Origin of the sequence: Acinetobacter terrae, from assembly GCF_013004375.1 — a bacterium.
Classification (GTDB): Bacteria; Pseudomonadota; Gammaproteobacteria; order Pseudomonadales; family Moraxellaceae; genus Acinetobacter; species Acinetobacter terrae.
This window is the reverse complement of sequence record NZ_JABERI010000030.1, coordinates 110,501-122,263: the sequence shown is the minus strand read 5'-3', so window position 1 is coordinate 122,263 and position 11,763 is coordinate 110,501. Positions and strand designations below refer to the sequence as shown.

The 11,763-nt window shown below is 38.7% G+C and carries 12 protein-coding genes; 9 read left to right on the top strand and 3 right to left on the bottom strand.

The features are described 5' to 3' along the window. The first annotated feature begins 124 nt into the window (after positions 1-124). A complete protein-coding gene (locus tag HLH14_RS12660) occupies positions 125-1,060 on the top strand; it encodes an ATP-binding protein (protein WP_328703874.1) in 936 nt (311 codons plus the stop codon). Between the two features lies 1 nt (position 1,061). Next, positions 1,062-1,721 (top strand): HNH endonuclease, encoded by a 660-nt coding sequence (locus HLH14_RS12655; protein ID WP_067723963.1) that lies wholly within the window; start codon positions 1,062-1,064, stop codon positions 1,719-1,721. 43 nt (positions 1,722-1,764) lie between these two features. On the opposite strand, the gene HLH14_RS12650 is transcribed toward HLH14_RS12655, so the two are convergent. Continuing rightward, the gene (locus tag HLH14_RS12650) at positions 1,765-2,808 is read right to left on the bottom strand and encodes a molecular chaperone DnaJ (protein WP_067723962.1); all 1,044 of its coding nucleotides are present in this window, start codon (positions 2,806-2,808) and stop codon (positions 1,765-1,767) included. Between the two features lie 324 nt (positions 2,809-3,132). Here HLH14_RS12650 and HLH14_RS12645 point away from each other — a divergent pair, with 324 nt between their 5' ends. The 5 genes from HLH14_RS12645 to HLH14_RS12625 all read left to right on the top strand — a co-directional run bounded on the left by HLH14_RS12645 (position 3,133) and on the right by HLH14_RS12625 (position 7,435). Then, on the top strand, positions 3,133-3,810 hold the full coding sequence (locus tag HLH14_RS12645) for a DUF421 domain-containing protein (protein ID WP_067723960.1): 678 nt from the start codon (positions 3,133-3,135) through the stop codon (positions 3,808-3,810). A gap of 446 nt (positions 3,811-4,256) precedes the next feature. After that, positions 4,257-5,198 carry a transporter substrate-binding domain-containing protein gene (locus tag HLH14_RS12640; protein ID WP_067723959.1) on the top strand — a complete coding sequence of 314 codons (942 nt, stop codon included), beginning with the start codon at positions 4,257-4,259 and terminating at the stop codon, positions 5,196-5,198. A gap of 70 nt (positions 5,199-5,268) precedes the next feature. Then, entirely contained in the window at positions 5,269-6,012 is a 744-nt protein-coding gene (locus HLH14_RS12635) for an amino acid ABC transporter permease (protein ID WP_171533179.1), read from the top strand. Continuing rightward, positions 6,012-6,695 (top strand): ABC transporter permease subunit, encoded by a 684-nt coding sequence (locus tag HLH14_RS12630; protein WP_067723957.1) that lies wholly within the window; start codon positions 6,012-6,014, stop codon positions 6,693-6,695. Before HLH14_RS12635 ends, HLH14_RS12630 begins: the two co-directional genes overlap by 1 nt. A 14-nt stretch (positions 6,696-6,709) precedes the next feature. Next, on the top strand, positions 6,710-7,435 hold the full coding sequence (locus tag HLH14_RS12625; protein ID WP_171255174.1) for an amino acid ABC transporter ATP-binding protein: 726 nt from the start codon (positions 6,710-6,712) through the stop codon (positions 7,433-7,435). 57 nt (positions 7,436-7,492) lie between these two features. On the opposite strand, the gene HLH14_RS12620 is transcribed toward HLH14_RS12625, so the two are convergent. Then, a complete protein-coding gene (locus HLH14_RS12620; RefSeq protein ID WP_067723955.1) occupies positions 7,493-8,230 on the bottom strand; it encodes a carbonic anhydrase in 738 nt (245 codons plus the stop codon). Positions 8,231-8,828: 598 nt separating this feature from the next. Between HLH14_RS12620 and HLH14_RS12615 the strand changes: the two genes are divergently transcribed. Next, positions 8,829-10,016 (top strand): ammonium transporter, encoded by a 1,188-nt coding sequence (locus HLH14_RS12615; protein ID WP_067723954.1) that lies wholly within the window; start codon positions 8,829-8,831, stop codon positions 10,014-10,016. Positions 10,017-10,164: 148 nt separating this feature from the next. On the opposite strand, the gene HLH14_RS12610 is transcribed toward HLH14_RS12615, so the two are convergent. Further along, positions 10,165-10,851 (bottom strand): HAD family hydrolase, encoded by a 687-nt coding sequence (locus HLH14_RS12610; protein ID WP_067724197.1) that lies wholly within the window; start codon positions 10,849-10,851, stop codon positions 10,165-10,167. A gap of 224 nt (positions 10,852-11,075) precedes the next feature. Between HLH14_RS12610 and HLH14_RS12605 the strand changes: the two genes are divergently transcribed. Continuing rightward, positions 11,076-11,762: a phosphatase PAP2 family protein gene (locus HLH14_RS12605; RefSeq protein ID WP_067723953.1), complete on the top strand. Its 687-nt coding sequence runs from the start codon at positions 11,076-11,078 to the stop codon at positions 11,760-11,762. Position 11,763: the final 1 nt, after the last annotated feature.

Genomic DNA, 11,763 nt, shown 5'->3' with positions numbered 1-11,763 from the left:
AAGTGAACGCTATCGAAATAGACGGAAAAGATTCGGCTTACGCATTAACTTAATTGCTGCACTCGTAAACCGGATAAACTTGCAATAATGACTTTCGCAAGAGATCTAATTTTATAAAACTGAAATTAGGTGGTATAAAAAAAAAGAAACACCTGAACCTTTTCTAAATAATTTTCTCCACTTAGATTCAATTCTATTCAATATCGACCAAATAAAAAATTTATCCTTTAAAATAATTGAAACTTTAGAATTTCTTGGATTAGATCCATATATTGAAATACATACAAGAATAAACACATTAATTGATGACGATTTCAAAAAACTTATAGAAACATTGAATTTTTACTCAAATAAAAATTATCTAAAAGATATAAACACTTTATTATTTATTTTAAAAAATATAAATAAATTTCAAATAATATATATTTTATCAATCGATAATGATTTATTATATCAATTATCAATTTTAATTAAATTAAATTTAATTAGCATAACAAATATTAAGTTTCAAAAGAAAAATAAAATAATTCAAATTCACGAATTAAGTTCTGGTGAAAAATCTATTTTATCAATAATCTTTAGCCTTTTATCCAATCTAGAACATAACTCACTAATATGCATAGATGAGCCAGAAATAAACCTCCATCCTGAATGGCAAGAAAAGATTATAGAATTACTAGAAAAAATTTCTAGCAATTATTATGGATGCCATTTTTTTATAGCCACTCATTCACCTCAAATTATTTCAGGGATAAAAAATGACAATACGTTTATTCTTGATTTAAATACAAACTCGCTAAAAAATAGTTCAAAATTTAAAAATAGATCATCTGATTTTCAATTATCTGAAGTTTTCAATTTCCCCGGGAATAACAATGAGTACTTGATAAGAAAACTAATTATTATTTTAAATAAAATGAACACTGAAGAAAATTTTGTTCTAGATACCGAATCTAAAGAGTTGCTAGAATACATTGGTCATGTACTCAAAGAAAAAAAGATAGATCGAGAAGATAAAGTTAATATCCTATTCAACCTAATTAATAGTTACAGAGGTTGAGATGGAAGTTTTTCAAACCCCTACTGATCTCCAATCTTTTATTGATAACTATGATAAAGAAAACTATCAGCTTTGGAATAATGAGACGAATAAAGATGTACAAGCTTTTCGAGCTTTAATTCGTGCTCACTATTTATCTGATCAAAAACTTACATGCTTTTACTGTAAGCAATATATTTTTTCAACTAATGGACTCCATTGGCAAGTAGAGCATATTTTACCTAAATCATTATTTCCTCAATTCTTATTTGAACCTAGAAACTTAATTGTCGTCTGTCCAGACTGTAACCGAGAAAAAGGTGATCAAAATCCTCATGTAAATGGAGATAGAGCTTGCTCACAGCCTACCTATCCGCGCACGAGTGGACGCTTCAAAATCATTCATCCGTTATATGATATATATGAAGATCATATTGAACGTATCTCTGCAAATCACTGTGATTATCCTGATCACTATTTCCTAAAAGCTCACACTCCTAAAGGTAAAGTTACTGTAAAAATGTGTGACCTAAATCGTTTTTATCAGGAATTTGCAGGTTATAAAGATCTGAAAGGAAAGCAAGTCGCGGCATTAGATGAATTTATTGAAGAAAAAGATATAAACCTACTGACACGTGAACAAAAAATGGAATTGGTTCAAAAAATTATGGAAAGTATGTAACCCTCTCCCATAGGGAGAGGGTTAGGGTGAGGTGCTATTAAAATTACAGCGCCCCATTCTCCAACAACATCTCCAACCCTTTTACCCGACTCATATATTTGAGCCGTTCTTTTTCCCATTTCAGTTGCTGTTTAATAACTGCGGTATCGGCATCAATTTGCTTATACAGGTCATTAATTTGCAGTTTACCTTTGGACTTTTGCACTGCAATTTTGGCCGGCTCTGACCAAACCAGTGAATCAATGATGTCATCTATTTCGCTATCGAGCTGCTGACTTTGCGCATCCAGTGCCAATTTATAAAACTTGATTTGTTCCGCGCTTAGACCTTTTTGCGCTGCACCTCTATTCTGCTCAATCTGTATTTGAAGTTTCAGCAAATAAAATAAATCCTGCTTCTCGTAAGCGGCATTGGCGTGTTGCAGCATTTCAGTTTTTTCAAGTTTCTTGCTTTCATCCTGTTCACGGTCAGGATGAATCACAGCAGCAATTTTTAAATACACGGTTTTGAGCGACTGCTCTGCCATTTTCTCTGCTTGTTCGCGTTTCTCTTGCTGCTTTTTGAGTTTTGCGTGTTCACGCGCTTGCTGATGATGTTCACTATCCCAAACTTCAGTCTCATCAAATTCATCATCTATATTTTGTGTACTTTCAAATACAGAATCAGACTCAACGAAAGTTTTTTTCTTAGATTTCTTGGCTTGTGTATGTTCTGCATATTGCTGATAAAAGGTATCAATTTCTTCGACGGTATTGGCTTCTTGCTCTGATAAGGCTTTTGAGTCTTTTAAGTATGCTGCAAGGTGTTGGATTTTTTCATCGAGCTGCACGACTTCTGCTTTTGAAAAGTCACCGCCATGTAAGTGTTTCCACAACTGTTCAAGCTGCTGAAATAATACAACGTGTAATTCGTTATAAGCCGGTACAAGGGTTTGACGTGCATGTTGTTGAATGTCGTTTTGAGCTTTTTCCCATGCTGCCAAATCTATTTTTTGCTGTTCGATTTTTTCAATCAGACGATTAAGCTTTTTTTGTTGCGGTGAAAGCTCTGCGTCTGGCTGAACAGTGGTTTTTAAATCGAAAGACATAGGGAAGATAAAAGCAAAAGAAAAATTATACCTTAATTACATGAGGTGTTTCTCTTACATTGCTGAATGGCACTGCATATCCATTAAATGCTTGGACGCAACACTTGCCACATCAAAGCTTCAGCAAAAATCGGACGACTTCGCATATCTTTGGCAAAAAGCAGTAAGTTTTGATTTGTATTTAGAGAAGATGTTTTTGTTTTAACTTTTTATTTTTCTTAAGTTTAACCGGAAATAATCACCAGAAAAAATCACTACACAAAGCTACAAATCCATCCATCAATAATTTGTTAAAGTTTTGAATAACAACAACAAGGAATAAAAATGGATTGGTCTGATCTTCTTATCTACGACACCACGTTGTTATTTGCAGTAGAAATTCTCATCCGCTGTGTGCTCATGTTCATCATGATCGTCCTGTTTTTAAGGCTTACGGGTAAACGCGGTGTTCGACAACTTTCTATCTTTGAAGTCACCATTATTTTGGCGCTCGGCTCGATTGCGGGCGACCCGATGTTCAATGAAGACATTCCCATGATTCAAGCGATTATTGTCATGAGCATTATTATTTTCATGTACCGTTTGACCACTTGGCTCATGATGAAATTCCAGCCTTTTGAAGACTTTTTAGAAGGAAAATCATTATATATAGTAGAAGATGGCATGCTGGTATTAGAAGATATTAAAAAAGGCAAATACTCTCATGACGAGTTTTTTGCAGAAATGCGTCAGCAAAATACAGAACATCTGGGGCAAGTCAGAACTGCACTACTAGAAACCGATGGTAAATTCAGTATTCTATTTTTTGAACCCGAACAAACCAAATATGGTCTGCCGCTCTTTCCCAAAGCGTGCAATATCGTAGAAGATGTCAAACCTCACACCTATTATTCCTGTATCTATTGTGGCTTTACTGACTTCATTCATCATCCCAAACAGCAATGTAAACGCTGTGGAGATTGCGATTGGACAAAAGCACTTAATCATCAAAGAATTGCTTAAGTTATCATCTTTTAATGAGATTGCTTGAGCCTATTGAATCAATGGCTATCTTCATAATAAAATACAGTTCCTGATCTAAAAATTTATTATTTTCATACCCTTAAAATATTTATTTTTATATTTTTTATCATCCAATTCATATTTACCACTCGAAAAAAGACATTCTATAGTCTAAGCCTAATCGATATAAGTTGATTCTGGCACAAATTATGCTCTATTTATATAACGTCTACCATCCTAAAAAACGTATAAAACATAATCATTTATCATTAACAAAACGGTAAAAAATCTTGCTTGAGCCTGCCCTCTAAACTCGATTAAGATGAAAGCCAAGATTAAAAAATAAACGCAACAAAAAGTGTCATTTGTTATCTCAAACTGATGAATGAATCATCGGTCTAAATCGAAAACAAATGATGATTAATAATAGAAATGGAGTTTTCAATATGTCACCTAAACGCACTATGACCTCTCTACTTTGTGCAAGCACGCTGATGCTTGGACTGAGTGCTTGTAGCGACAATAAAGCTCCGGCATCGGGCGAAAAAACCACTGGAGATGCAACTACCTCTGGCACGCTAGATAAGATTAAAAAATCCGGCACCATTGTATTGGGCTATCGCGATTCTTCTATTCCGTTCTCTTATATTGCAGACAATCCAAATCAACCAGTCGGTTATGCCCACGACCTGCAATTGAAAGTGGTCGAGGCCGTTAAACAAAAACTGAATATGCCAGACTTGAAAATTCGCTATAACCTGGTGACCAGTCAAAACCGTATTCCTTTGGTTTCAAATGGCACAGTCGATTTAGAATGTGGTTCAACCACCAATAACAAAGAACGTCAGCAACAAGTCGATTTCTCAGTGGGTTTCTTTGAAGTCGGTTCTCGTCTACTTACCGCTAAAGATTCAGGCGTGAAAGATTTCACTGATCTTAAAGGTAAAAAACTGGTCACTACAGCCGGTACAACGTCTGAACGCTATATTCGCCAGCATCAACAAGAACTTGGCATTGGTGAAATTATTTCTGCCAAAGACCATGCAGAATCCTTCTTGATGCTACAAAATGGCCGTGCCGCTGCCTTTATGATGGATGACATCTTGCTTGCCGGTGAAAAATCTAAAGCTTCTGATCCGAATAAATGGGAAATTGTCGGTACAGCCCCAATTCATGAAATTTATGGTTGTATGCTGCGTAAAGGCGATACTGGCTTTAAACAAGTGGTCGATGATGCGATTAAAGCCACTTATAGTTCTGGTGAAATCAACAAAATGTACGAGAAATGGTTCCAGCAACCAATTCCACCCAAAAATATTAATCTAAACTTCAAAATGTCAGATCAACTTAAGGCATTAATTGCTACACCGCACGATCGCGATCAATAAACTTTAAAACAACATACGTTCAAGGTCAGGTAAAAATGGATTTTTTACCTGATTCTTCAGTGGAGTCACTATGAATTATAGTTGGAATTGGAGTGTTTTGTGGCAATCCACAGGGGTCGGTGATAGTACCTATTTGCAATGGGTTTTAGTGGGTCTCGGCTGGTTATTGGTGATTGCTTTTGTCGCGTGGACTATTGCCATGGTACTCGGAAGTATTCTGGGGATCATGCGTACCTTGCCGAGCAAAACGGCACGTGCCATTGGTACAACTTATGTCACCATTTTCCGTAATGTACCTTTGCTGATTCAATTATTTATCTGGTTTTATGTGGTTCCCAACTTTTTACCCTCAGCCATTCGTAATTGGTGGATTAATGACTTGGGTGCCAATACCACGGCGCTGATTTCAGCCAGTGTGGGTTTAGGTTTATTTACTGCTGCACGGGTCTGTGAACAGGTACGTACAGGCATTGAAGCCCTACCGACTGGGCAAGTCAATGCCGGTTACGCTTTGGGCTTTACTACCCCTCAATTGTATCGATACGTCATTTTACCGCAATCCTTTCGGACCATTTTGCCGCCGCTCAGTTCAGAGCTGACCAACTGTGTGAAAAATACCTCGGTGGCTTCACTGGTCGGTGTTGCGGAAATTATTTCCCAGATGAAAACCATCAGTGAATACACGCAAAATACCATTGAAATTTACACCATTGTTACCGTGATTTTCATTGTGATTAACGTCTGTTTAATCTCCGCGATGACCCTGCTGGAAAGACGCTTACATGTTCCCGGTTTAATTGCAGGAGGTAAATAATGGAATGGCTCTCTGCATTTTTAAATGACTTGCAACTGTCTGGCCCTGCTTTATGGCATGGTTTCAGTATCACCTTAAAAGTGGTCTGTATTGCGACCGTGGGTGGAATTTTAATTGGGACGATACTGGCGTTAATGCGTTTGTCTTCCATTAAAGTTTTTAACTTTATTGCACAAGGTTATGTGAACCTGTTTCGTTCCATACCCTTGCTGTTGGTGTTGATGTGGTTCTACTTTGCAGTGCCTTTTATTTATACCGCAGCAACAGGGAATTACCTGACCATTGATACTGCTTTGGTCTCCAGTATTGTTGCTTTCATGCTGTTTGAAGCAGCCTATTTTTCTGAAATTGTGCGTGCCGGTATTCAGTCTATTCCGCGTGGACAATCTGCCGCAGCTTCTGCTTTAGGTATGAGTTATGGGCAATCGATGCGACTCATCATCTTGCCGCAAGCCTTTCGTAAAATGACACCGCTACTGCTGCAACAAACCATTATTTTATTCCAGGATTCCACCATGGTCTATGCCATCGGTTTACTGGACTTTTTCAGAACCAATTATGTTCGTGGTGACCTGATGTCGCTGCTGACCCAGTACATTTTATTTGCCGGTTTGGTGTATTTCACCATTAGTCTTTTGGCCACTTATGCTGTTAAAAAATTACAAAGAAGGTTACACGTATGAATGATAACAAAGTGATGATCGACATTCAGAACGTGAGTAAATGGTACGATAAATTTCAGGTACTCACAGATTGCACTACGCAAATTCGCCAAGGTGAAGTGGTGGTGGTCTGTGGTCCTTCGGGTTCGGGGAAATCAACATTAATTAAAACGGTGAATGGTTTGGAAGCCTTTCAGCAAGGTAATATCACGGTCGATGGAATTTCGATTAAAGATCCGAAAACCAATTTAAACCTATTGCGCAGTCGCGTCGGTATGGTATTTCAGCATTTTGAATTGTTCCCGCATTTGACCATTACTGAAAATTTAACCATTGCCCAGATTAAAGTTTTGGGGCGTTCTGAAGCTGAAGCCAAGAAAAAAGGTTTGGCATATTTAGACCGCGTTGGACTCAGTGCGCAGGCGGATAAATTCCCTGCACAACTGTCAGGTGGACAACAACAGCGTGTTGCAATTGCCCGTGCCTTAAGCATGGACCCGATTGCCATGCTGTTTGATGAACCGACCTCGGCACTTGATCCTGAAATGATTACCGAAGTATTAGACGTGATGGTGGGACTGGCCAAAGAAGGCATGACCATGATGTGTGTCACGCATGAAATGGGCTTTGCGCGTCAGGTGGCGAACCGTGTGATCTTTATGGATCAAGGCAAAATTGTTGAAGACTGTACTAAGGATGAATTCTTTAATACCCAGCGTGGTGAACGCGCTCAGCAATTCCTGAATAAAATTTTGCACTAAACATCTTAAGCATTTTAAAAAGCAGATCAAATGATCTGCTTTTTAGTTAGGATGCAATTATTCAAGAACCAAGCGTGCATTGGTCGGTTGCACAGGACGGTTATTCGGGTGTTCCATCAGACTTGAAAATGCCCGAATCTGTTGTTTTGATGCCTGTTGAATATCTTTAAACACAATCCAGCGTACGCCTTCTGAACACGGCGGCGTCGTTAAAGAACCATTAAAGCGATAATAATCTAAATTTTCAGGGAGGAACGCTGCGGCTAAATCCTGATGTTGCAGCTGTATGGTATTGCCTGCTTTTTTCGGTAATTCTTTCCATAGTTTTTTCAGCTTTTTATTTTCCTGACCTTCTTCAAACATCACGGCGACAACGGCTAACTCGCCTTGTTCAGTGGCATGCACCAAATGCATCTCCATGGCAAAGCTTTTTCCTTTAATGGTGTTTTCACTTGGACTATGTAAATGGAATTGTTTGAGATAAAAGACTTTTTGCTCTAATTCTAGGGTACTGCCCTCAGCAAAATTGATTTGCACGGTACGATTATTATTGATAATGGTGTCCGCTTTTGAGCTGTAATTCAATTTTAAAGCAGGCAGTGTTGCGGATATGGTTTGATCAATATTAATAGGCGCTTGATTGACACCTTCGCAGGCTTGATATTCAGGCTTGATTTTGCCCCATTGTGCAGGTGCAGTTTGTGCTGCATAACTCCAGTCAAATTGAGTCCCTTCCGCTGCAAATGTATTAAAACCGACCAGCGTCAGTAATGATGCAAGCATACTCCGTTTCATATTTAACCCTTAAAACACAATATAAAATGAGCACTTATCTTCTAGGGTTGCAACTGCTAGATCAAAACTAAAACTACCAATTTGTTATTGGTTTTGTATCCCATATTGATTAATTATTCATCTTGTCTGGTTTTAAAACATTCAATTTCCCCTACTGTATGAGTATCTATATCCCACTGGGTTTAGATTTAGCATGAGTACAAATTTTTCAAAACGCACCATAATTGATGATAAAAGCAGCTAAAACTGCTTCATCAAAATGCATTGCTTACTTTATCTTTAAATTATTTTTAATATTTTAGATCAATAACATTGCCACTATTCAGTGCTAGGGGGAAACGCCGAAAAAATAGACAAAACCACAAGTCCTAAATTTAATTTAGTAATCATATATTTATATATACTTTAATTTAAATCTCTCGCCTTAAATTGGTGCATGAAATGCATCTAAAAATCATACTTTGCTTTATATCGAGTCTTGAGCGTTTTTTTAAATGAATGATCAATATTTCCCTTTTTCAAAGCTCTTCCTCAAATCTTTGGCCTCGATATACTGATCTTCTTTTTGTAAAAAACAGCACTAAAATGGGGCTAAAATATGCAAAATATTGATTTACTCTTTCTCCTTCTTGGTGCAGTTTTAGTTTTAGCCATGCATGCAGGTTTTGCATTTTTGGAGCTGGGCACAGTACGACATAAAAACCAGGTCAATGCGCTGAGTAAAATTCTGACTGATTTTTCCATTTCAGCCATTGCCTACTTTTTTGTTGGCTATTACATTGCTTATGGACAACATTTTTTCCATATTGGCGCAACCTTAGCTGCGGATCATGGCTATAACCTGATGCGCTGTTTCTTCCTGCTGACTTTTGCTGCGGCTATTCCTGCCATTATTTCTGGCGGTATTGCTGAACGTGCCAAAATGCGTTCTCAAGCGATTGCTACTTTATTATTGGTCGCCTTGATCTATCCTTTCTTTGAAGGCATTGCCTGGAATGGCAACTTGGGCTTACAAAAATGGTTAGCAAGTACATTTGGTGCAAGTTTCCATGACTTTGCCGGTTCTGTAGTGGTGCATGCGATGGGCGGATGGATGGCTTTAGTCGCGGTGCTTTTACTTGGTGCACGCTATGGCCGTTATAAAAAAGATGGCCGAGTGAGCGCACATCCGCCCTCTTCCATTCCTTTTCTGGCTTTGGGTTCATGGATCTTAATCGTGGGCTGGTTTGGTTTTAACGTGATGAGCGCGCAACGTCTGGATGCCATTTCCGGTCTGGTAGCGATTAACTCACTCATGGCGATGGTCGGGGGAACCATTGCTGCCAACTTCATGGGTAAAAATGACCCCGGCTTTTTACACAACGGTCCTTTGGCGGGCTTAGTGGCAATTTGTGCAGGTTCTGATGTGGTACATCCGGTTGGAGCGCTTATTATTGGAGCAGTTGCAGGCGTGATCTTCGTGAAACTCTTTACCTATACCCAAAATAAACTTAAAGTCGATGACGTCTTGGGCGTTTGGCCATTGCACGGTGTATGCGGTACATTTGGTGGCTTGGCGGTGGGTGTTTTCGGACAACAATGGTTAGGCGGACTAGGCAATGTTTCCATGATTTCTCAAATGATTGGTACACTCCTCGCAATCTCGATTGCACTTGCTGGCGGCTTTCTGGTTTACGGTGCACTCAAAATCACCATGGGCATCCGTTTATCGCAAGAAGATGAATTTCGTGGTGCCGATTTATCTATTCATAAAATTTCAGCCAATTCAGAAGACACCATGTTTTAAGGCTTAAATTTTAAACTTGATTCTTAAACCCGATTTTTAAACCTGCTCTTAAACTTAATATGATTTTCAGCGCGACTCGAAAGAGTCGCTTTTTTTATCTATATAAATGTCACTTCTATTTCCAAAAAAAGATAAGCCACATTAGGCATTATAAATATTGCTTAATTTCAGCTAAATGTTGAATCGTATTCATTGGATGATGACCATCAATAGCATGAAAACCTTTGAGCCATAAAGCTTTCATGCCCGCTTGGGTTGCACCTTGTATATCATTCACTGGATGATCGCCAATAAAAAGACAATGTTGCGGCTCAACCTCCAATTGACGGCTGGTATGTAGAAAAATTTCAGCATTCGGTTTGCTGATACCGGCCAGTTCAGAACTGACAATTTCATCAAAATAATGACTAAAACCCAAGCCTTGCAAAATGGTTAAACGAGTGGCATGCCCACCATTGGAAACCACTGCAAGTTTATAACCCTGCTGTTTTAAATCTGCTAATAGGCTATTCGCACCTGACATGGCAACCGCAGATAATCCAAATTGCTGAAACCAGAATTGTGATAATTCATCTAAGTCCGGAAGACTGTTCCATTTCAGTTCTTGCTGTAGCGCACAAGCTACTGAAGCTGCAATACTCGGATGGGTGAGCAACTCTTTTTTAGGGTAACCGCCATTATCAATACGGCGAATAATCGACTGAATCTGGCAGATTTCAGCATGCTGTAATTGCTGCTGATAGGTACTGGCCAGATGTTGACTATACGCCAAAATACTTTGATCACGATGGGTTAAGGTATTATCCAGGTCAAATAAAACAGCACGAATCGTCATTTTCATACCTCACAAATCTTGTGGACTAATCTAGCACTGAAGACATTCATGATTATGCTGTTTCCTGAATATACTTATCAGGATTGGGCACAAAGTTATTGGCATATCTACAAATCATATCCGCACAATCTTCTAAGGGTTTAGACACCCATTCAGCGATTACTTAAGTCTAGATTAAGTTTTTGTTGTTGTAATAGCGCAAATAAAATCAATCGATCTTTTTTATGCACGACAAGCAACGCTTCATCCTCTATCAAGGCTGCTTCTTGGTGATTAGTTTTTGCATGCTTTGGGTCTTCTTTCCTATCGGTGGATCACTGGATCTTGCACTGATTCATCCGTGGGTAAATGAATCGGGGAAATTCTTGCTCCGTGATAACTGGTATTTAGCCGAACTGAATCACCGCTATGTGAAAGATCTGATCATTTTAGTGTATGCCAGTTTTTTTATTATATGGCTGGCTTCGTTCAAAGTTGAAAAATTAAGACCCGTGCGCTGGAGCTATGGTTATTTCTTTTGCATGGTGATTCTCTCGACCTCGATCATTGGGCTGTTAAAATCTCAATCTGCCCATGCCTGTCCTTGGAATAGCACAATTCCTACATCTCAGGGCTTCTTCTGGGATTTTTCAGCCAGCAAAGGACATTGTTTCCCGGGTGGTCATGCCTCAACCGGCTTTGCGCTCATGGCAGGCTATGCTGTCTTTCGCCAATCCAATAGAAAGCGCGCTTACTTTTTTCTGGTCTCGGGCTGTATTTTAGGTTTTGCCATGGGTTGGGCACAGATGATGCGCGGAGCGCATTTTCTCAGTCATAACCTGTGGACGGCATGGATTATCTGGCTGGTCAATGTGGTCTTTTATTTATTTAATTATAAGCGTTTTACAATCCCCCCACCCTCTCAAGAGTGAG

Excerpts from the sequence above, each read along its gene's own strand:
- HLH14_RS12615 (WP_067723954.1), top strand. The coding sequence starts at position 8,829 with ATGCAAAATATTGATTTACTCTTTCTCCTTCTTGGTGCAGTTTTAGTT.
- HLH14_RS12640 (WP_067723959.1), top strand. The coding sequence starts at position 4,257 with ATGTCACCTAAACGCACTATGACCTCTCTACTTTGTGCAAGCACGCTG.
- HLH14_RS12650 (WP_067723962.1), bottom strand. The coding sequence starts at position 2,808 with ATGTCTTTCGATTTAAAAACCACTGTTCAGCCAGACGCAGAGCTTTCA.
- HLH14_RS12605 (WP_067723953.1), top strand. The coding sequence starts at position 11,076 with ATGCACGACAAGCAACGCTTCATCCTCTATCAAGGCTGCTTCTTGGTG.
- HLH14_RS12655 (WP_067723963.1), top strand. The coding sequence starts at position 1,062 with ATGGAAGTTTTTCAAACCCCTACTGATCTCCAATCTTTTATTGATAAC.
- HLH14_RS12645 (WP_067723960.1), top strand. The coding sequence starts at position 3,133 with ATGGATTGGTCTGATCTTCTTATCTACGACACCACGTTGTTATTTGCA.
- HLH14_RS12620 (WP_067723955.1), bottom strand. The coding sequence starts at position 8,230 with ATGAAACGGAGTATGCTTGCATCATTACTGACGCTGGTCGGTTTTAAT.
- HLH14_RS12630 (WP_067723957.1), top strand. The coding sequence starts at position 6,012 with ATGGAATGGCTCTCTGCATTTTTAAATGACTTGCAACTGTCTGGCCCT.
- HLH14_RS12635 (WP_171533179.1), top strand. The coding sequence starts at position 5,269 with ATGAATTATAGTTGGAATTGGAGTGTTTTGTGGCAATCCACAGGGGTC.
- HLH14_RS12625 (WP_171255174.1), top strand. The coding sequence starts at position 6,710 with ATGATCGACATTCAGAACGTGAGTAAATGGTACGATAAATTTCAGGTA.
- HLH14_RS12610 (WP_067724197.1), bottom strand. The coding sequence starts at position 10,851 with ATGACGATTCGTGCTGTTTTATTTGACCTGGATAATACCTTAACCCAT.